Below are 20,462 nucleotides of genomic sequence, written 5' to 3'. Positions count from 1 at the left end.
CCGCCTCAGGTGACGACGGCGCCGCGGACCGCGACCCGGGCGGCGCGCTGGGCGGCGTTGGCCTGCCGCACCTCAGGCCAGAACAGCATCACCCCGCAGATCACCCCGGGCAGGATCGCCTGCAGCCAGATCAGCGGGATCAGCGCGGGCGTGCGGGCCGCGACGCTCTGCACCACCAGCCCGACCGCCAGCAGCCCGACCACCGTCATGATCGCCACCAGCGGCCGCAGCACGTTGCCGTGGCGGGAGAAGGCGCCGGACAGCACCGCGACCAGCGCCACCATCGCGAACGACAGGGCGGTGAACGGCGCGCTCAGCCGGCGATGCGCCTCGACCGCGAACTTGCCGACGTCGCGTGCCTGCACGAAGCGCGGATCGGGATGCAGCAGCTCGTTCAGCGACATCTCGGTGGAATCGCGGTAGCGGATGTCGTCGTCCTTGGATGTGGCCGAGAGGTCGATGGTGTTGCGCGTGAAGGTCAGGACGTTGAGCCGGCCGGTCTGCTTGTCGATCTCCTCGCGCGAGCCGTCATAGAGGATCACTCGCGGCACGTCGCCGGTCGATTCGAGGTGGCCGTGCTCGGCCAGGATGGTGGCCCGGCTGTTCTTCTGGCGGTCGTCCTCGACCAGGATGCCGTGCAGCGTGCCGTCGCGGTCGCGGGTGCGGATATAGACCGTCATGGTGTCCGAGACGGGCGTGAACACGCCCTCCTGCAGCAGGAAGGCCGCCATCTTGTTGCGGATCTCGAACTCGTATTCGCGGAAGCTGTGATAGCTCGTCGGAACGATCCACACGTTCAGGACGTAGCACAGCACGACGGAGAGGCCGGCGACGTACATCGCCGGTCTGGCGATGACCGAGGGCGGCAGCCCGGCAGCCTGCATCACGGTGATCTCGCGGTCGCCCGCCAGGCGCTGATAGACGAACTGGACGACGACGAAGGTGGTGATCGGCAGGATGACCGCGACGAAGCTCGGGATCAGCAGCCCGGTGAGCTGCAGGAACACCCGGAACGACAGGCCACGCTCAACCACCAGGCTGACGAAGCGCAGCGACTGGGTGAGCCAGATCAGCGCCGCCAGCCCGCCGGTGGTCGCCAGCAGGGCCACCGTCAGCTGGCGCACGACATACCGGTCGAGCCTGCTCAGGAAAGACGCGTTCATGCCTCTCTCTACCCTCCATGGCGCCTGTACAAAAGACGGCAACGTGGCACGGAACGTGTCCCGGGACCGGCCGGGGTCCCGGCCGGGGAGCGACCCGCGTGGCTGACGGCGGCAACCATGCAGGCAGGGACCGGCAACCGGACGAGGATGCCGACGCGCTGCTCGCCCATCACGAACAGCTGCACGGCCCGGTCTCGGACTGCCCGATCCTGGACGGCAACCGGGTGACGCTGCTGCATCACGGGGCGGCGGTGGTCGATGCGGTGATGGACGCGATCGAGGCGGCACGCGACTACGTGCACATGGAGTACTACACCGCCGACGACGTGACGCTGTCCGGCCGCAGCCTGTTCGCGCTGCTGGAAGCGACCGCCCGCCGCGGCGTCGAGGTGGCGCTGACCTGGGATGCGGTCGGCTCCGGCCCGACACCGGATGCGGCGTTCGATCGGCTGGCGGCGGCGGGGGTCAGGCTGCTCGAATACCACTCGATCAACCCGCTGCGGGCGCGCTTCAATATCAGGCTGAACGACCGCAACCACCGCAAGCTGACCGTCGTGGACGGACAGGTGGCGGTGATGGGCGGCGTCAACATGTCCAAGGTGTACGAGACGCCGCCGGAGGTGGGGCGCGGGCCCGATCCGGACCATGGCTTCTGGATCGATAACGGGGTGCGCATCGAGGGCCCGGCGGTGGCCGAGATCCACCGGCTGTTCTTCCATACCTGGGACGGCAACGGCGGCGTGCAGACGCCTCCGCTGCGTGGGCGCGGGGATCCGGCTCCGGCGCCCCGGACCGGCCCGGAGGGGAACCAGCGCATCCGCGTCGACGGCAGTGCTCCCGCCGAGCGCCGACCGCTCTACAACATGTCGATGCGGGCGGCGATCGCCGGCGCGCGGTCGCACATCCTGCTGGCGACCGGGTATTTCGTGCCGTCGCGCCGGGAATGGCGGCTGCTCGCCGAGGCGGCGCGCAGGGGTGTCGAGGTCAGGCTGCTGCTGCCCGGCTATAGCGACGTGCAGGCGGCGGTGCATGCGGCACGCGCATTGTACGGACGGCTGCTCAAGGCCGGGGTGCACATCCACGAGGTGCATGACGCGATGCTGCACGCCAAGGTCGCCACCATCGACGGGGTCTTCACGGCGATCGGCTCGTCGAATTTCGACTGGCGCAGCGTGCACTACAACAACGAGATCGACGCGATCGTGCTGGCCAAGGAGACCGCGTCGCATGTCGAAACCATGCTGCGCGGCCAGATCGATCGCGCGGTCACGGTCGATTACGAGACCTGGGCCGCCCGCTCGGCCCGTGAGCACGCGCTTGAGTTGTCCGCCCGGCTGTGGAAGCGGCTGATGTAGTCGGCGGGTACCTGTGCCAGGTTGCATGAACACCGCGCCCGCTGTCATGGCGGGCCCAATGAGAGGATGCAGCCGCCGATGAACCGCTTCGCATGTCTGGGCGCCGCCCTGGCGATCTCGCTTCCGGTCGCCGCCTGGGCCGCTCCTCCGGCCGGTACCGGAACCGATGCCGCCGCTCCAGCCATCACGACGCCCGCCGCGGGCGCGCCGGCCAACACCGGTGCCGGCAAGTCGGCCCATGCGAGCCGGCGCGGCGTGGCGGCGACCCCGGACATCTCCTGCCCGGGCGATGCGGTGGTCTGGGTCAATCCGCGCAGCAAGGCCTACCACATGCAGGGCGACAGCTTCTTCGGCCGCACGAAGCACGGCTCCTTTATGTGCAAGAAGGCCGCAGACGCCGCCGGCGACCATCCGGTGAAGTCGAAGTAGCCGGCCCCTGATCGCCCCGGAGCCCGCTGCGGGATTATTCCCCGGCGGCCTCAGGGCGGCGCACATCGAGCGCGGGTGGGCCCGGCGGTGTCTCGCCGCCGTGGCGGGGCTCGCGCGGCCTGCATCCGGAAACGATGCCAAGTCGCGGTCTGCTGTTGCAGTGCCGGGCGGGCCGGACTGCGCGCGCCCGCCGATAGTGTGAGCTTCCGATCGTTGGTAAGGAGGTGGCGCGCACGCTATGGAGACATCGTGGTATTGCATGAGCTCGGTGAGACATCCTTGACCGCTCAAGGCAGCATCGTGCCTGCGGATGAAGCGAAACGTCCGGTGCTGTCGGTGGTGGTACCCTGCTTCGACGAGCAGGAGGTCCTGCCCGAGTTTCATCGACGCCTGGCCTCGGCAATGAACGGCATCGGTCTCGACTGGGACGTGCTCTACGTGAATGACGGCAGCCGTGACCGGACCCTCTTGGTCATCCAGGACCTGGCTGCTCAGGACCCCCGCATCGGCTGGCTCAACCTCAGCCGCAACTTCGGCAAGGAGGCGGCGCTGACCGCCGGCCTCGATCATGCGCTCGGCAGTGGCGGCGTCGTGGTGATCGATGCGGACCTGCAGGATCCACCCGAGGTGATTCCGAACCTGGTCGCGGCCTGGGGCGAGGGCATCGACATGGCGTACGCGAGGCGGCGGCGTCGCGAAGGCGATGGCCCGATGAAGCGCCTCACCGCGACCCTGTTCTATCGGCTGATCTCGCGCGTCGGCCACCGCGTCGAGATCCCGGAGGATAGCGGCGATTTCCGTCTGATCAGCCGCCGCGCGCTCGACGCGCTGCTGGAACTCCGCGAACATCATCGCTTCATGAAGGGCCTGTTCGCCTGGGTGGGATTTTCCAGCCGGGCCGTGTTGTACGATCGTGCGCCACGCGCGGCCGGTTCCACCAAGTGGAACTACTGGTCGCTCTGGAATTTCGCGATCGAGGGCATTACCGGATTCTCGGTGCTGCCTCTGAAGATTTCGACCTATGTCGGGTTGCTTGTCGCGTTCGGCGCACTGATTTTCGGGCTGCAACTGATCGCCCGCACCTTGCTGTTCGGCAATCCGATTCCGGGTTATCCGAGCATCATGGCCGTGGTGTTGTTTCTGGGCGGCGTGCAGCTGATCACCCTCGGCGTGATCGGCGAATATCTCGGCCGGATCGCGAACGAGAGCAAACGCCGTCCGCTGTACGTGGTGGAACGTTTCGCGCCTGCGGTCTCCGCTGCGCCGACGCCACGCCACGCCAACGGGCCGGGTGCTGCGTTCCGGGAGAGCGCGTGATCCGCTCTGCGAGAAGCGCCTACGGTCTGGCTCTGCTGATCGGCATCGCCTGGACCGTGTTCACGTTTCCGCCGTGGGTCCTGCTCGGGGGGCTGCCGTCCGGACAGCCGAACAACCCGGACCTGATCCAGCACGTGATGGGCCAGCGCTACTTCTGGCACCAGCCCTGGCACATCAGGGGACTGCTGGTCAGCCGCGACCTCGACGCACCCGACGGCGTGATGATCGGCATGACCGACAGCCTGCCGCTGGTCGCGCTGCTGTTGAAGCCGTTCATCGGCTGGTTCCCGTCCAGCTTCCAGGCGGTGACCCCCTGGCTCGCGCTGTGCTGGATCCTGCAGCCGGTCGCGGCCGTATTTGCCCTGCGCTCCGCGGGAGAGACGCGGATCATCCCGGCCCTGGCCATTGCGGTCTGCGCAAGCTCGATGCCGACGTTCCTGATCCGCGCAAGCCACGCCGCGCTCTCGAGCCACTTCCTGCTTTTCCTGGCGATCGGGATCTCCCTGCGCCTCTCCGCACGTCCGGCCCAGCCGCCCGCAACGACGGACGGCCGTCTGCCGACACGCTGGCTGGTGGCGGGCTGCGTGCTGATCCCCGCGCTGCTGCTCATCCATCCCTACCTGATGATGATGGCCGTGATCGTGTTGTTCGCAGGCCCTGCGACGCTGCTGATCCGCCGCGACCGTAATGGGATCGTCGTGCTGGCGAGCCTCCTGCTGGCGTCGCTGGCGACGGCCCTGCTGGCCCGCGCGCTGGGCTATCTCGGGGGCGCGAGCACGGACGGTTTCGGCATCTATTCGATGAACCTGCTTGCGCCGGTCTGGCCGGAAACCGCTTCGCTGCTCGGTCGGCTTGCGCCGCACCCGCTGGATGCGACCGGCGGACAATATGAAGGGTTCCAGTATCTCGGCATGGGCCTGCTGCTGGGCGTGGCCGGCCTGGTGCTGTTCCAGAGCTCGAGGCGCTCGCTGCGGGCCGTCGTGTCGCATCAGCCGGGTCTGGTCCTGGCGTGCCTGGTGCTGACGCTGATCGCGGTGTCCAACAGGATCTACCTCGGACATGATCTCCTGGTGTCACTTCCCTCGCCGCCCGGGGCCGGCATTTTCCGCACCAGCGGACGGTTCTTCTGGCCGGTGGGATACGCCGTGCTGGTCGGAACCATCGCAGGCCTGGCAACGGTGCGGGCGCGCGTCATGTCGCTGCTGCTCGTCGGGCTTGCCCTGGTCCAGACACTGGACGCCAGGAAGCTGCACGATGCCGACACCTTCCGTTTCCGGATCTTCACACCCTTCACGTTCGATGCGGACCGTCTGCAGAGTGCCATGCAGAGCAGCGCGCTCTTGACCATCTATCCGGAGTGGCCATGCGAATCGACGATCCCGGTGGTGGCGAGCATGATGGCGGTCCTGAACATTGCCGACCGCGTGCTGATCCCCGTCGACACGATGTACACCGCACGCATGACCCATCCGCCGCGCTGCGATCGGTCGGTGCTGCTGCTGAAGCCGTTGCAACCGGGCGAGCTCAGGGTAATCCTGCCGACGCAGATCAAGCTGATGGACCTTGTTCCGCAGCACGACACCATGTGCCGCCGGTTGGGTCCGTACGGCGTGTGCAGTCGCAGCCTCTCGAGCGTGTTGCCGGCGCAGTGACGGTGGCGGCGCCGGTGCGGCGGTCGTTGCCAGAGCAGCATCAGCCTAGGTCGGGTCGCCTTGCGGTTCTACCGCGCCGACAAAACTGCCCTGCACGAAACTAGGACAGCCGCAGCAATCGCCGCAGCAGCCTGCGAGCCCATGGCACGCGCCTCGCCATTGCGCGCAACCACGAGGCGAACCGCCACGTCGTCGAGCCCAGCACGGCGTGGAGCTGCGCCGCCCGCGCCTCCGCATCTGCCCGCATGACTGCGAGCGCCCGGTCGCGGTCATGCACGGCCTGATGCAGGCGTGCCGCCTCGGCCGCCAGGGTGGTCTCTCGCACCGCAAGCCGTGCCAGTTCGCCCTGCATCATGGCGATCCGGCCTCGCGTCTCGGTTTGTGCGATCCGCAAAATGCCATATCTCGCCTGCAGCCTTGCCTCGCGCTGCACCGCAGTGGCATGTCGCACCTCCAGGCGTTCCAGCCGGTCGGCCTCCGCGATCCGCCGTTGCTCCTCCCGTTCCGCACGCTCCTGCAGGGTGGCGATGCGTTCGCGCAGCACGATCTCGTCGGCAGCGCGCGCCAACGCCTCGACGTGCGCCTGAGCCTGGGCGGTGATGGCAGCTGTCAGTCTCGTCAGCCGGTGATGCAACCGGACGGCGGCACGCGACGACACCGGGATGTCCAGGGCGCCTGGCCCATGCCGGGCAATGTCGATCTGCATGACGCTCACCAGGGCGTCAGGCCGCACCGGCAAGGGGGCCGCCACCAGTAGCGGCCATAGCACAGGGATCCTGATGACGGGCGCGATCTCCGCCTCGTAGTGCAGCCAGGCGGCGGCCAGGTCTGCCTGGAACACGCAGGGGATGCCGATCGAAGCCGCGAAATCATGCCACTTGAAGGGCAGGTCCACGTTCCCGCTATCCCAGAAGGCGAACGGCCTGCCGTAGGAAGCTGCCACGATGGCGGCGTGCATGGCGCCGCACAGCACGAAGTCGGCCGCGACGATCTTGTCGATGAACTCGTCGATCGCGGTCAGGTCGTTCGGGATGTTGGGTCGCCGGACGGTCGAGCAGCCGGTCAGTCCGAGCAGCTCGTCGTCGCTCCGGCTGTCGTGGAAATGCGGGACGATCAGCCTGGCGCCATCGCCATTGCGCAGTCGCGCCGGTCGATATAGCGCCGGTAGCAGCAAAGCCGGATCCCCGATCGGGACGGTGGGGTCCAGCCGCAGCGCAGCGCGGGTCAAGGGTCCGCGGACTGCCAGGATCTCCGCGGAGGTGCGCTGCTCCGGGCTCAGCCCATCCTCCCGGCGCAGGCCGCAGCCCCAGAAAATGGTCCCGATGCCATCGAGCCCGCCGCCATCAGGCGACGGTGCCGGCGGTCCGATCAGCCAATCATCGATACAACTGCCGATGATGCGCAGGGTGCGTCCCTGCCTGGGCTGCGGATAGAACAGGGTGTGGAGCAGATACTCGGAGAGGAAATCCCCGAAATTCTGCACGCTCTCGCCCTGCAGCCAGTGCCGGATCTCGGGGGTCATGCGCTATCCGGATCCGGACGGCATCTCCCGGACCGGCGAGAGGGAAACAGGGATGCAGCGGGTTCTACGGAGTCCTGAGGCTATCATCACCGTCGCTATGCTGGGTTCTGCGTCATTGTCCTGGTTTTGCGGCAGAAATCCAGGTCTCAGCGGCGATGCATGACCCGATGCCGGGCAATCCGGATCAATGTCCGCCCCAGCCGCCAGGCGGCCCGTGCCGGCGGCGGGGCACGCCGGCCTGCCTTGATCCGCAACGCCCGCAACCGCCCGACCTTCGCCTCTGCAGCCGGCGCTACGGGCGCGGCCTCATCCGGGCCTGCCCAGTCGGCATAGGTGATGCGTGCGGCCACGGCGTCCGGCATCGGCGCGCCGATCACCTCGCGGCGACGGGCCAGCACCATCGAATGATAGGACGGGATGGTCGAGGTGCGGGTCAGCATCTGCTCGAACAGGATCACCAGCCGGGCCACGGTCTGGTCCTTCGGGTCGTCCCAGTCGAAATTGCGCAGGATGCCGGTGAAGAACGGGCGCATGATCGCGCCGCCGTAATCCTGGCGCTGGATCACGTCGAAATACTGGTAGGTGAGGGGCAGGATGCGCGATGCGTGCACGCCTTCGGACGGGTCGTGCTGCATCATGAACTCGAGCGACGGTTCCGGAACGGCGTCGCGGACGCGCCCTTCGTTCGCGACGATGTCGACGCGATAGCCGGGCGCCAGGCAGTCGTTGATCTCGTTCATCAGGTCGAGCACGTGGCGGTCGTACATGTGATGGTCCGGTCCGACATACTCGTCGTACCAGAGCAGCCCGTCCGGGCGCAGCACCCGGTGGAACAGCTCGAACATTTCTTCGATCTCGAAGAAATGGTGGATCGCCGCCTGCACGAACACCATGTCGAAGGAGCCGGGTTCCAGATCCTCCTTGAGCACGTCGGCACTCTTCATCACCAACCGGTCGGCGTACGGCTTGTCGGCGACACGCTGGAGTGCCGCGCGCACCGCGGTCGGGGACATCTCGTAGGCGGTGATGTGGCCGACCATGTCGTTGGCCAGCAGGTGTTCCTCGATGAACGCCATGCCGGAGCCGATCGCCAGCACCCGTTGCGGACGCCCTTTCAGGTGCTCGCGCGCGAAGGTCTCGATCGGCCAGCCATCGAGCAACCCGGTGGTCGGCTTGCCGATCGAGTGGCTGTAGAGGAACTTGTGCTGCGTGTAGTCGATCGGGTCGCTCTCGATCGTAGGTGCGGTGCCGACATGGCCGCCCTTCTCGTAGCGTTCGTCCCAGACCGAGGTCGCATCGACCTGCACCGCATCATCCATGATTGATTTCCTTCGCGGGGAACGTCAGTGCCGTGTCGGGTCCGGCGTCGGGTAGATCCGGTCGGGTGGCCCGCCATGCGGCGGACAGGCCGGGATGAAGCGGCCATAATACAGCCAGGACTGTTCGCTCTGCCAGGGTTGGCACACATCGACCACCTGACGCCGGAAGAACTGCCCGGCTGCCTCCACCATCTCGGGTGCATCGTGCCCGATCCTGACCCGGCCAACCGGCTCGGAGGTGCCGCGGATCAGCAGCCCGACCCCGTCCGGCGGCAGATACAGCTGCATCGGCCCGTCTCCCGGCTTCGCCGCCGACACCCAGGTCTTCATCCGCGCTTCGGTCGCGAAATGCAGGTTGTCGTAGTCTGCCCGGAGACCGCCGATCCGCCATAGCATGGGGGCCAACGACGCGCTCAGCAGCGCCGGCGCCAGCCAGCGCGGGCCAGGCAGACCGCGCGGCAGGGCCACGAGAACGACGATCACCGCCAGCACGTCGAACATCCAGAACCGCGTCGTGCTCTGCCGCTCGCAGCACAGCAGCCCGTAATGCAGGAACGCGCCGTAGAGCGAGAAGAAGGCGGACCCCAGGATGGCGCAGGCCAGCACCGGGGCGAATCGCCCGAGCCGGATCCCGCCCGGCGACGCCCAGCGCCAGACGGTCGCGAGCGACACCGCGAACACCAGCTTCAGGAGCAGCGCCGGCAGCCATGTCACGCCGCCTTCCAACCCGGCCGCGCCGACCAGGTCGCGGAGCATCTGCTGCGACGCCGCGATCGCCGACGCGACCGGGTGGCCGGTAAGGCTGCGTGCCGCCGAGCCGTATTCCACGAGGTGCACCCGGCCCCGCACGAGCTGAACCGCCACGCCGAGCCCCGCCAGCCCCGGCAGCAGCCACCAGAGGCAGCGCGCGACAAGCGTGCGTACGACCCCGGGCCCGCGCGGGACCGGGCGCGACACGGCTTCCACCGCTGCTGCCGCGGCGAATGCCACGGCGAACGCAGCGCCCATCTCGCTCGAGAGCGCGCCTGCCAACAGGGCGAGGCAACATGCGACATCGCGCGTCGTCCCGGGTGGCCCCGACAACAGGAACAGCAGCAACAGCGGCGTCAGGGCGGTCGGCATGTAGGCCGCCGCCGCCACCGGCCAGAAGAAGAACTCGGTCACCTCGTTCGTCACCAGGACAAAGACGAACAGCATGACCGGCAGCACCAGCGACACGACGATGCGCCAGCGGCCGCGTGGCAGCGCGAAGAACAACGCCCAGGATGCCGCGCCGAGTGTCGCCAGCCAGAGCGCGCCCAGGAACGGTGCGATCAGCGGGCTTCGCAGATGCAGCACCACCCAGTCGTAGCCGAACAGCAGGGCCTCGGAGAACGGCCGCGGCGAATAGGACAGCCGCGTCGGCAGGATGTGCCAGCCCCACAGCCGCTGGTTCACCAGCAGCCGGTATTCGTCGGTCTGCCAGCGCCCCATCTGCAGCTGGCCGCCATAGACGAGCAGGATCAGGACGCCGATCGCCAGCGGCAGCACCGGGGTGCGCAACAGTCCGGGGGTCGCACGCAGCCCGGTCATCGCCCACGCATCGGCCTGCCGCGCCGATCGATCCAGCGCCGTCACCAAACCGCCAAGCCGCGGCCGCAACAACAGCGCCCGCCGCTCCACCAGGTGCCAGGACAGCCACGCGATCGGCAGCGTCACGATGACGCAGGCGAGGATCGGGAACGGCAGTCGCGGGAACAGCTGCAACAGCAGCTGCTGCACCGGGAACGCATACAGGTAGGTGCCGTACGACAGGTCGCCGATCGCGCTGATGCGGCCGATCACCGGCAGCGACATCCGGCCGAACCCGATCACCAGGTAGGGCAGCACCACCCATTCGAGCGGCATCGCCTGCCAGCCATAGATCGTCGACACGCCGTAACCGGCCGCGAACACTCCGAGTGCGATGTCGGCACGATAGAAACCGTCGCGTCCGCGATCCACGAGCGACAGCCAGGCGCCGACGAAAAAGAACGGCACTTCCTGCAGGCCGTAATTGAGGTACAGGCCGTAGAACTCGACGACCGGCGGGTGCGTCCCGTGGAACAGGTAGATCGATGCCAGGCCGGCGGCAAAGCCTCCGCCCAGGAGTGCGACCTGGCGTGCACGCGGCCGCAACCGCGCCAGCAGCGGCACGGTGAGATAGCACAGCACCTCCGGCAACAGGCTCCACAACGACCCGTTGACCGCGCCGTAGCCGCGCAGATGGGTGAACACGCCCGGCAGATAGAGCTGCAGGTAGAGCGCCATGTTGAGCAGGTATGACCAGCTCTGCCATCGCAGCGCGTAGCGTCCCAGCGGCAGCGTGGTCATCAGCGGCCCGAGCACGAAGGCCGTGAGCAGCACGCACACGAACAGCCCCGGCAGCAGCCGAAGCGCCCGCTTGAGCGCGAACTCGATCGCCGCCGGCTGCCGGTCCCACGACTGCGTCACCAGGTAGCCGCTGACGCAGAAGAAGATGTCCAGGCCGAGGCGCGCGAACGGTCCGTTCCAGAAGCCGGGCACCGGCTGACCGCTCAGGTCCAGGCCGTGCCCATAGATCACGACGATCGCGGCAAACAGCCGGAGGGCGTCGAAGTTGTTGTGCCGCTCCCGGCGCCGCATCGATGCGTCCGCGGCAGGGAGGCCTGCAACGGCGACGCCCGCAACGGCGACCCGGCTCGACGCGGCCATCAGGATTCCACCGGCGACATCAGGCGCAGCGCCGGGCGCTCGATTGCGAACCAGGAGATGAAGCCCCATCCGAGCGACACCAGCAGCGCGCCGGCCATGGCGTCCGGCCAGGTCCAGGAGCGGCTCGCCAGCAGGCCGAGCAGCGGAACGCCGAGGACCGCCATGCCGAGCGTCGGATCCGGCCCGGCCTGCCCGTTGCGCCGCTCGAACAACCGTCCGGCGGCCACCGTCATGAAGGGCACCGCCAGCCACAGCAGCGGCAGGCTTGCCGCATCGAGCCAGGCCGCGGCGATGGTGGTCGCGACGAAGCAGAGCACCGCGGCATCGAAACGGAACACCGCCGGTGTGCGGCTGGATGCGTCATGCAAGGCGGCTCCGACGAGCAGGAACGCGATCCCGGACAGGCACGCGGCGCCATCGGCACCCGGCGCGACCCGGGGACCGGCTGCGACCATCCACCCGGTCACGCCGCACACCAGCGCGAGCGCTCCGAGCGCCGCGGCCGCGCGGGACCGGGGAATTGCACGCACGCCCAGAAGCACCGGAAGACCCGCAAGCGTGAGACCGGCGAGCGCCCACAGCAGGAACGGCGCCGTCACGCTCTGCGGAAACAGCCCCGGGACGGCCGGCCGTTGCTGCAGCAGGGTGTCGGCCTGCAGCCGGAGGCCCGCCGGCCCGATCAGGATCATGTCTGCCAGAATGCCGATGGCCAGTCCCGGGATCAGCCGGGCGAGACCCCGGATCGCCACGCGCCACACCCCATGCAGGGGCGCGTTCGCCTCCCTGGCCTCGGCCATCGCCGCCAACCGATAGCCGACGGCGGAGAGCAAGGCGGCGATCCCCACGAACGGCATCGGCTGGCCCCACACCATCACTCCTCCGGCGCCCGGAATTGGAGGGAAGGCGGCGCAGGCCATGCCGATGGCCGCGACGGCGAACAGGCTACGGTTCAGGACACCCGGATGCGGCACTCTTGGGTTCAGCTTCCGGTTCCTGGCATCTGGGTCTGCATCTCTGGTGCGATTTCTGGCACGATTTCTGGCGTGATCTCTGGCCCCCGAACGCCGGGGCGCAAGCAGCACGGTTCGCTCGCGCCCCTTTTGACCCAGGCCGACCGGGTGGACAAGGCCGCGCCAGTGTCGCCGGGACCGGCGCCGGAACGCCCGGGCCGTGTTTTGGCCAACAGCTTTATCCGATCGATAAGCAAGGTCGATCGGATGATGCCCTAGCCGATCCCGAGCGTCTGCAGGATGGCGCCGGCGCTATGGTCCCACGGCACCGGCCTGAACTCGGCGCGCACGGTTTCCGTCCAGCGCGCCAGGCCGTCACGGTCGAGGATGGCGTCGCGAATCACGCGATAAGCGTCGTGCAGGTCGTACGGATTGAAATACCGCGCGAGCGTACCGCCGGCTTCCGGGATCGAGGTGGTGTTGGAGGCGATGCAGGGCCGGCCCATGCCGAGGCTTTCGGTGACCGGCAGCCCCCATCCCTCGAACAACGACGGGAACACGGTGAACAGGCAGTCGTCATAGAGCCTGTGCAGGTCTGCATCGCTTGGATTGCGCACGAAGCGGATCCTGCCGTCGAGCCAGTCGGTGTTGTCCAGCTGCCGCATCAGGTCGGCGACCAGCCAGCCTTCGCGGCCGGCGAATACCAGCGTCGGGACCTCGTCGGCCGGCAGCTCCGCGAGCAGGCGCCGCCACACGCGGAACAGCAGCGTGTGGTTCTTGCGCGCCTCGATCGTCGAGACGAACAGCACATACCGGCCCTCGACGATCGGCCGCGAAGACATCGGCGTCATTGCGGTCCCGGAAAAGCCGGTGCCCAACCCGATCGCCCGGATCGGCGGCGGCTCGATCCTGTATTCGTCGAGGTAGGCGGCGATGTCGCGGGCGGTCGCGTTGCTGATGGCGAACAGCTCGTCGACCAGCGGCAGGATCGTGTCGTGCCAGGCCTCGTAGGTCTTGCTCATGCCGCGATCGCACCATTCCGGGTGACGCACCGGAACCAGGTCGTACATCAGCAGCGCGAACCGCAGGCGCAGATCGTCTCGCAGATGGCGCACGATCCCGCCGTAATCCGCATGGTGCCAGGGTGCTCCGAGCGTGATGAACACGTCGCCAGGACGCGCCACCTCCCGCAGCGGGGTGCCGGGTGGCAGCAGGCTCCGGAGCGAGGCCCGCGGCTGCGGTCCGGGAGCCTCCTCGAAGGTGGCAAGGCTCGCCGGTTCGCGTGCCAGCCTGGCGTGTTCCCGTCGTCGCGCACGCCGCCCGGCCACCGCGACCTGCATCGAGCCGACGCCATGCCGGCCGATCGCCAGCGCGGCGCGGGCCATTCCGCCGAAGACGGCGACTTGCAGCCGGACCATCCGCGCAGGGCCGGTGGCGGCGGGTTGCAGCCCGGACACCGCATCCCCCGCGCCGGGCACGGGACCCGGACGCGCTGCTGCCGGCACGTCCTGGAGGTCCGGTGCAGCGCCGTCCCCGGCATCCTCCGGGACAGCCTGGACAGGCGCCTCGGGTGCGGCGTCCGGCGCGACCTGTGGTCGTTCCGGTCGTCCCATGGCGTCGCGGAACAGGCCGTCGACATGGTCCCAATCCAGCGTCCGGAGATCGCGTGCATCGGTGCCGCGGCGAATGAAGCCGACGCGTCCCGCCGCGCAGCGCACCAACGCCTGGGACAGCTCGTGGACGACGCGCTGGATCCCGCTCGGGCGGTCGTGGTGCTCAAGATAATCGACCAGGTCGTCGATATCGACCCACAGCCGGGGCGGAGGCGTTGAAGCTGCGGTCATGCCGTTTGGGTCGTGCGTTCGAAGCCGGGGATTTCCAACGTCTGCAGGATGGCGCTGGCGCTGTGGTCCCACGGCACCGGCCTGAACTCGGCGCGCACGGTTTCCGTCCAGCGCGCCAGGCCGTCACGGTCGAGGATGGCGTCGCGAATCATGCGGTAGGCGTCGTGCAGGTCGTACGGGTTGAAATACCGCGCCAGGGTGCCGCCGGCTTCCGGGATCGAGGTGGTGTTGGAGGCGATGCAGGGTCGGCCCATGCCGAGGCTTTCGGTGACCGGCAGCCCCCATCCCTCGAACAACGACGGGAACACGGTGAACAGGCAGTCGGCATAGAGCCTGTGCAGGTCTGCATCGCTTGGATTGCGCACGAAGCGGATCCTGCCGTCGAGCCAGTCGGTGTTGTCCAGTTGCCGCATCAGGTCGGCGACCAGCCAGCCTTCGCGGCCGGCGAATACCAGCGTCGGGACCTCGTCGGCCGGCAGCTCCGCGAGCAGGCGCCGCCACACGCGGAACAGCAGCGTGTGGTTCTTGCGCGCCTCGATCGTCGAGACGAACAGCACATACCGGCCCTCGACGATCGGCCGCGCCGACATCGGCGTCGATGTCAGGTTGCAGATCGTGCCGGCCGGGACTGCGGAGATGCCCTTCGGCACCACGATCGCCTGCTCCTCGAGATAGCGGCCGACATCGCGGGCGGTGGCGTTGCTGAGCGTGAAGACGGCGCTGGCCATCGGGAACATCTCCCGGTGCCAGGACCGGAAGGTGAGGATGATGCCCCTGTCGCACCACTCCGGATGACGCAGCGGAACCAGGTCGTGGATCAGCAGCGCGAACCGCACGCGCAGGTCGTGGCACAGCCAGCGGATCGTGCGGATGTAGTCCTCATGGTGCCAGGGCGAGCCGAGCGTCAGGAACACGTCTCCCGGCCGTACCAGATCGGCAAAGCGCACGCTGCTCTCCAGCCTTTCCTGTACTGAGACGACCGGCGCGACGGCCTTGACGGGCCGTGCGAACAGCTTGCGGGCGGCGCGAGATCCCTGCAGGCCGGCGATGCGAATCACGCCGAGGGTGAGACCCGCGACCGCGCCGACCGCACGTGCCTGGGCCCTGACCATTCCCGGCAGCAGCGGATCGCCGTCGCCGCCGGGGACGGCGCCGAGGTGCGGCGACGCACGGGGCGGAGCCTGGCTGACAGGTGGGTGGCTCTCGCGCTCCATCGCCAGCCGGAACGCCGCCTGCACCGCGTCCCAGGCCACGACACGGAAATCGAAGGGTCCCTGTCCGCGGCGCAGGAACTGCACATCCTGGCCGGCGGTCCGACGCAGTGCCGCGCCGGCCTCGTACACGACGCGCTGGATGCCGCTCGGCCGGTTGAAGCGGATCAGGTGGACCAGCAGGTCGTCGATATCGAGCCAGAGGGTCACTCAGTCTCTCCGGCTGCCCTGATCCGGCTTCCAGCCTCCCGGCTGCCGTGAGCCGAGTCGCAGGCGTCGAGGACGGCATCGGCAGTGCGGGCCCACGGCACCGGCTCGAAGTGTGCGCGGACCTCGTCACGCCAGCGCATGATCCCTTCCGGATCCGCCAGCGCGTCGCGCACGACACGGTAGGCGTCGTCGGCATTCTCAGGATCGAAATAGCGGGTGAGCGTGCCGCCGGCTTCCGGGACCGAGGTCGAGTTCGACGCGATGCAGGGCGCGCCGTTGATCAGGCTCTCGGTGACCGGCAGGCCCCAGCCCTCGAACAGCGACGGGAACAGCGTGAACAGGCAGCCGTCATAGAGGTGTCCGAGCTCCTCGTCGGTCGGATCCCGCAGCAGGCGGATCTTGCCGTGCAGCCAGTTGGTGTTCTCCATCTGCTGCATCAGGTCGGCGACGAGCCAGCCTTCGCGCCCGGCGAACACCAGGGTCGGGACCTGCGCCGGCGGTGTCTCGGACAGCAGCCGCTGCCACACCAGGAACGCCAGGATGTGGTTCTTGCGCGCCTCCAGCGTGGAGACGAACAGCACGTAGCTGCGCGCCGGAGGCAGTCCCAGCGGCCGGGCGCCCAGCACCTGTTTGGTCCCGAAGCCGCTGCCGATCGGGATCGGCTGCACCGGCGCGATCAGCTCCAGGGCGTTCTCGCGGGCGTAGTCTTCCACGCTGCGGGCCGTCGCCTGGCTGATGGCGAGCAGCCGGCCACACTGCGGCAGCGTCGAATTCAGCCAGTGCCGGAAGTCGTCGATCAGGCTGCGCGCGCACCATTCCGGCCGCAACGCCGGGATCAGGTCGTAGATCAGCAGCACCGGCTCGATCCCGTACGTCGTGCGCATCCGTGCCAGCCGCTCGCCGAAGCCGCGCTCCGACCAGGCGGCACCGAGGATGAGGAACACGTCGCCCGGTTGCGGCATGTCCAGCTGGAGTACGTCCAGTCGGGGCACGTCCAGCTGCGGCACGTCCAGCTGCGGCATGTCCGGTTGCGGCAGGTCCGGCTGGGCGATGGCCGGTATCCCGGCCGGGGGGACCCCGATTGGTATCTCGGCGGCCAGGGGTGCCGGCGGTTCGCGTCGCCCGCGCGGCATCACGGCGCGGCGGGCCAGGCGCGCAACCTGCAGCTGGTTGACGGCGATCGACAGCAGCGGCGTGCCGATCTCGGGAGGCAGGGACTCCATGCGCCGGATCAGGGTATGGCGCAGGCGGCGCACCAGCGACCGGCGAGGTGGCGGCCCGGCATGATCCTGCGGCGTGGCGACAGGCGGCGGTGGGGCCTCCTCCACGCATCGGGCCGCGCCGGCGCTGCCGTCGAACAGCCTCTCCAGGTCGTCGAAGGACACCGGCGCGAACAGCGCGTCACCCTGCCCGATCCTGGGCGCGATCCTGGGCGCGCTCCCCGGCCCTCGCGGCTCCGCATCGACACCGGAACGCCGGATGAGCCGGAGATGCATGGGTGCCTCGCGGATTTCGGCTTGCCGCCGGATGACCCGCAGGATCTCGAAGACAAGGCGCTGGATGCCGCTCGGCCGGGAATTGCCGTCGAAATACTGGAAGATGTCCTCGACATCGATCCAGACGCTGTAATGCGAACCCATGACCGCTATGTCGCCCCTCGTCATCCGGCCTGCCAACGAGAAGCCGCCCCCTGGACCCGAGCCTATAGCAACAGCCTGCTCGAGTGCCAATCGGGCCGCGGGATCATCGAGGTCAAGAAATCCATAATGAAAAGCTGCAATAAATCCGGATCGGCGCTTCATGGAATTGTGCGGCAGCGCGTCTCTCCTGCGCCGTTATTGTTGTCCGACAGCTCAGCCGGACATTTCGGCCCGACTTGTCGGACCACCGCCGCGGCCGGTATGATCGGACACGAGTCCTGTCATGTCGGCTGACGGCCGCTGGAGCGATCACACCGCGATGCCGACTTTCGAGCGCCACATCAGTGATGTCGTCCGGTTGTTCCGGACGGCTCTCGGCCGCAACCCGGAACCGGCCGCGATCGATACCTTCGTCACCCTGATGGAACAAGGCGCCAGCTTCCACGACCTGGCCCACGTGATTGCGGGCTCCGGGGAATTCCGCAAGCGTCACGGCGAGGAGGATGTCTGCACCGACGAGTTCGCGAACTCGCTGTATCACTATGGCCTCGACCGGAAGCCGGACCCGGGCGGCAGGGCGTCCGTGCTCCGGGCGCCCAGCCGGGGCGACGCGCTGGAGATGATCGCGGGCTCGGTCGAGGCCCGCGAGATGACCGATCTCCTGGCCGCCCTGTATCCCGAAGGGGTCCCGTTGCAGGACGCGCTCGCCTATCGGCTCTGGCTGCAGCGTCATGGCAGGCTCTCCCGCAAGGAGCGCAGGGCCATCAGCCACGCCATCGACCAGGGCATGTCGGCGCGGCCGTCCTTCAGCCTCATGCTGCTGGCGCAGAGCGATCGGGTCGATCTGCTGGTCGAGACCGCTGCCTCCCTCGAGCGCCAGATCTACCCCGACTGGACGCTCTGGATCGCCTATGCCGCCGATGCACCGGCCGGTGTGTGCGCGACGATCATGGATCTCACCAGGCGCGTGCCGGGCATCTCCGCGATCAGGCTGCCCAGCCATTTCAGCCAGGGCGAACGCTGGCAGCAGCTGATCGACGCCAGCACGGACGCGTTCTGCGGCTTTCTCTATCCGAGCGATATCCTGGCGCCGGATGCGCTCTATCGCTTTGCCGCCGAGATCGCCGCCCACCCGTACAGCGACCTGCTCTATTGCGACGAGGATACGTTCGACAGCGACGGTCGGCGGTCGGATCCGCGCTTCAAGTCCGGCTGGCACCGCGACCTGCTCTATGCGGGCGACGTCATCGGGCAACTGGCCATGTTCCGGCGCGAGCGGGCACTCCTGGTCGGCGGTATTCGCCATGACGGCGGTGAGTTCTCGCGCTACGAACTGATGCTGCGGGTCACCGAGGGGCTGCCTCCGGCCAACGTCCGCCACATCAACCGCATCCTCTATCACCGCGGCCGCGGACCTGGCCGGGAGCCGGGCTTTCCGCGCGTGCGGGCGACCTCCCAGCATCCCTCCATCCTGGGCACCGTCGAGCGTCACCTCTCCGAGACGCATCCCGCAACCCGGATGCAGTCGGTCTATATCGGCGGCGCCGTGTGGCCGCGCGTCGTGTATCCGCTGCCGGACGACCTGCCGCTGGTCTCGATCATCATCCCGACCCGCGACGAGGGACAACTGCTGGAGACCTGCGTCCGCGGCATCCTGGGCGACACCGACTATCCGGCGCTCGAGATCCTGATCGCGGACAACGAGAGCCGCGATGTCGAGACCTTCGAGACGATGCGCCGGCTGGCGCGTGACCCGCGGGTGAAGGTCCTGCAGCAGCCTGGAGCTTTCAACTGGTCGGCGATCAACAACAGGGTGGCTGCGGAGAGCCGCGGCGCGGTCCTGCTGTTCCTGAACAACGACATCGAGATCCTCGATCGGGACTGGCTCGCCGAGCTGGTGCGCCAGGTGATGCAGCCCGATGTCGGGGTGGTGGGCGCGCGGCTGTTCTATCACGACGGCAGCATCCAGCATGCCGGCATCGTGGTGACGCCAGCCGGCTCCCGGCACATCCTGCGTTCGGCACGCGACGACGACTCCGGTTACATGGGCCAGCTCGTCCTGGCGCGTGACGTCGCAGCGGTCACCGGCGCCTGCATGATGGTGCGTCGCACGGTGTTCGATGCGGTGGGCGGCTTCGACGAGACCTTCCCGATGACCTGCAACGACATCGACTTCTGCTACCGGGTCCGCGATGCCGGCCATCGTGTCGTCTGGACGCCGCATGCCGCCCTGACCCATCTCGACGGTGGCACCCGTGGCCGCGACGAGACTCCGGAGCAGATCATCCGGAGCTTCCTGGATAATGGCCGGCTGCTGGAGCGGTGGGACCCGACGGGGGCAGGGGATCCGTATCTCAATGCCAACCTGATGGTGACGGACCACAAGCTGCTGCTGGCGACACCCGACCTGATGCCCTCCGCCGGAGGCATGCTCGCGCCTTGTGCGGCAAGGTAAAACACGCCATGAGACGAGCACGTCGCGGCACCGGCCTGTGAGCTTTAGAAGAAGATGCCTGGATCATGTTCTTAGCCGATCCGATCGAGCCGTCGGCTGACACCGCCTTCGTCGCGGACTTCCTGCAGCAATCCGCCGACGCGATGCTCGCCTTCCAGCGCGACGGGCAACATCTGAACGACATGACCGATATTGCCGGGGCGATCGTGCAATCGCTCGAGGGTGGCGGCAAGCTGCTGATCGCGGGCAATGGCGGAAGCGCCGCCGACGCGCAGCACATCTCCGGCGAGTTCACCTCCCGCCTCATGTACGACCGCCGGCCGCTGGCAGCGCTCGCCTTGACGACCGATACCTCGAGCCTGACCGCGATCAGCAACGACTACGGCTACGACCACGTGTTCTCCCGCCAGATCGCCGCGATCGGCCGGCCGGGCGACGTGTTTCTCGGGATCACGACGTCGGGCCGCTCGCCCAATATCCACCGCGCGCTGGAGGAGGCCCGGCGCGGGCACCTGGTGACGGCGGTGCTCTGCGGTCGGGACGGGACCACGGCTGCGGCCGACCACGTGCTGCGTGCGCCCTCCGCATGGACGCCGATCATCCAGCAGATCCACATCACCGCGGCCCACATCATCTGCGCGCTGGTCGAGCGGCGTCTGTGTCCTCCCGCCGTACCATGAGCG

At 68.3% G+C, this 20,462-nt stretch carries 14 protein-coding genes; 6 read left to right on the top strand and 8 right to left on the bottom strand.

Translation table 11 applies throughout. The features are described 5' to 3' along the window. Positions 1-5 precede the first annotated feature (5 nt). Positions 6-1,163 carry an LPS export ABC transporter permease LptF gene (gene lptF, locus ACOEQ2_RS03760; RefSeq protein WP_419730049.1) on the bottom strand — a complete coding sequence of 386 codons (1,158 nt, stop codon included), beginning with the start codon at positions 1,161-1,163 and terminating at the stop codon, positions 6-8. A 98-nt stretch (positions 1,164-1,261) separates the two neighbouring features. Between lptF and ACOEQ2_RS03755 the strand changes: the two genes are divergently transcribed. From ACOEQ2_RS03755 to ACOEQ2_RS03740, 4 genes are all read left to right on the top strand, one after another. Further along, positions 1,262-2,518, top strand: a complete 1,257-nt coding sequence (locus ACOEQ2_RS03755) for a phospholipase D-like domain-containing protein (protein ID WP_419730048.1) — start codon at positions 1,262-1,264, stop codon at positions 2,516-2,518. 78 nt (positions 2,519-2,596) lie between these two features. Then, the gene (locus ACOEQ2_RS03750) at positions 2,597-2,947 is read left to right on the top strand and encodes a hypothetical protein (RefSeq protein ID WP_419730047.1); all 351 of its coding nucleotides are present in this window, start codon (positions 2,597-2,599) and stop codon (positions 2,945-2,947) included. A 300-nt stretch (positions 2,948-3,247) separates the two neighbouring features. Beyond that, positions 3,248-4,264, top strand: a complete 1,017-nt coding sequence (locus tag ACOEQ2_RS03745) for a glycosyltransferase family 2 protein (RefSeq protein WP_419730046.1) — start codon at positions 3,248-3,250, stop codon at positions 4,262-4,264. Continuing rightward, positions 4,261-5,916, top strand: coding sequence for a DUF6311 domain-containing protein (locus ACOEQ2_RS03740; RefSeq protein WP_419730045.1), 1,656 nt, complete (start codon positions 4,261-4,263; stop codon positions 5,914-5,916). Before ACOEQ2_RS03745 ends, ACOEQ2_RS03740 begins: the two co-directional genes overlap by 4 nt. A 100-nt stretch (positions 5,917-6,016) precedes the next feature. Here ACOEQ2_RS03740 and ACOEQ2_RS03735 read toward each other — a convergent pair whose 3' ends face one another. The 7 genes from ACOEQ2_RS03735 to ACOEQ2_RS03705 form a co-directional block, all read right to left on the bottom strand. Then, positions 6,017-7,438: a polysaccharide pyruvyl transferase family protein gene (locus ACOEQ2_RS03735; protein ID WP_419730044.1), complete on the bottom strand. Its 1,422-nt coding sequence runs from the start codon at positions 7,436-7,438 to the stop codon at positions 6,017-6,019. A gap of 146 nt (positions 7,439-7,584) precedes the next feature. After that, positions 7,585-8,757 carry a class I SAM-dependent methyltransferase gene (locus tag ACOEQ2_RS03730; protein ID WP_419730043.1) on the bottom strand — a complete coding sequence of 391 codons (1,173 nt, stop codon included), beginning with the start codon at positions 8,755-8,757 and terminating at the stop codon, positions 7,585-7,587. A 24-nt stretch (positions 8,758-8,781) separates the two neighbouring features. After that, a complete protein-coding gene (locus tag ACOEQ2_RS03725) occupies positions 8,782-11,469 on the bottom strand; it encodes an acyltransferase family protein (RefSeq protein WP_419730042.1) in 2,688 nt (895 codons plus the stop codon). Then, on the bottom strand, positions 11,469-12,440 hold the full coding sequence (locus tag ACOEQ2_RS03720; RefSeq protein WP_419730041.1) for a hypothetical protein: 972 nt from the start codon (positions 12,438-12,440) through the stop codon (positions 11,469-11,471). Before ACOEQ2_RS03720 ends, ACOEQ2_RS03725 begins: the two co-directional genes overlap by 1 nt. A gap of 254 nt (positions 12,441-12,694) precedes the next feature. Then, on the bottom strand, positions 12,695-14,263 hold the full coding sequence (locus tag ACOEQ2_RS03715) for a glycosyltransferase (RefSeq protein ID WP_419730040.1): 1,569 nt from the start codon (positions 14,261-14,263) through the stop codon (positions 12,695-12,697). Then, positions 14,260-15,684, bottom strand: coding sequence for a glycosyltransferase family 4 protein (locus ACOEQ2_RS03710; RefSeq protein ID WP_419730039.1), 1,425 nt, complete (start codon positions 15,682-15,684; stop codon positions 14,260-14,262). Before ACOEQ2_RS03710 ends, ACOEQ2_RS03715 begins: the two co-directional genes overlap by 4 nt. Next, positions 15,681-17,324, bottom strand: a complete 1,644-nt coding sequence (locus ACOEQ2_RS03705) for a glycosyltransferase (protein WP_419730038.1) — start codon at positions 17,322-17,324, stop codon at positions 15,681-15,683. Before ACOEQ2_RS03705 ends, ACOEQ2_RS03710 begins: the two co-directional genes overlap by 4 nt. A 283-nt stretch (positions 17,325-17,607) precedes the next feature. Between ACOEQ2_RS03705 and ACOEQ2_RS03700 the strand changes: the two genes are divergently transcribed. After that, positions 17,608-19,779, top strand: coding sequence for a glycosyltransferase (locus tag ACOEQ2_RS03700; RefSeq protein ID WP_419730037.1), 2,172 nt, complete (start codon positions 17,608-17,610; stop codon positions 19,777-19,779). 65 nt (positions 19,780-19,844) lie between these two features. Beyond that, positions 19,845-20,459 carry a D-sedoheptulose 7-phosphate isomerase gene (locus ACOEQ2_RS03695; protein WP_419730036.1) on the top strand — a complete coding sequence of 205 codons (615 nt, stop codon included), beginning with the start codon at positions 19,845-19,847 and terminating at the stop codon, positions 20,457-20,459. Positions 20,460-20,462: the final 3 nt, after the last annotated feature.

This window comes from Lichenicola sp. (assembly GCF_965198575.1).
Taxonomy (GTDB): Bacteria; Pseudomonadota; Alphaproteobacteria; order Acetobacterales; family Acetobacteraceae; genus Lichenicola.
This window is presented reverse-complemented; position numbering and strand designations above follow the sequence as displayed.

What these genes read in the sequence shown, in the direction of transcription:
- ACOEQ2_RS03750 (WP_419730047.1), top strand. Translation starts at nt 2,597, where the DNA reads ATGAACCGCTTCGCATGTCTGGGCGCCGCCCTGGCGATCTCGCTTCCG.
- ACOEQ2_RS03695 (WP_419730036.1), top strand. Translation starts at nt 19,845, where the DNA reads ATGTTCTTAGCCGATCCGATCGAGCCGTCGGCTGACACCGCCTTCGTC.
- ACOEQ2_RS03705 (WP_419730038.1), bottom strand. Translation starts at nt 17,324, where the DNA reads ATGGGTTCGCATTACAGCGTCTGGATCGATGTCGAGGACATCTTCCAG.
- ACOEQ2_RS03700 (WP_419730037.1), top strand. Translation starts at nt 17,608, where the DNA reads ATGTCGGCTGACGGCCGCTGGAGCGATCACACCGCGATGCCGACTTTC.
- ACOEQ2_RS03735 (WP_419730044.1), bottom strand. Translation starts at nt 7,438, where the DNA reads ATGACCCCCGAGATCCGGCACTGGCTGCAGGGCGAGAGCGTGCAGAAT.
- ACOEQ2_RS03730 (WP_419730043.1), bottom strand. Translation starts at nt 8,757, where the DNA reads ATGGATGATGCGGTGCAGGTCGATGCGACCTCGGTCTGGGACGAACGC.
- ACOEQ2_RS03715 (WP_419730040.1), bottom strand. Translation starts at nt 14,263, where the DNA reads ATGACCGCAGCTTCAACGCCTCCGCCCCGGCTGTGGGTCGATATCGAC.
- lptF (WP_419730049.1), bottom strand. Translation starts at nt 1,163, where the DNA reads ATGAACGCGTCTTTCCTGAGCAGGCTCGACCGGTATGTCGTGCGCCAG.
- ACOEQ2_RS03725 (WP_419730042.1), bottom strand. Translation starts at nt 11,469, where the DNA reads ATGGCCGCGTCGAGCCGGGTCGCCGTTGCGGGCGTCGCCGTTGCAGGC.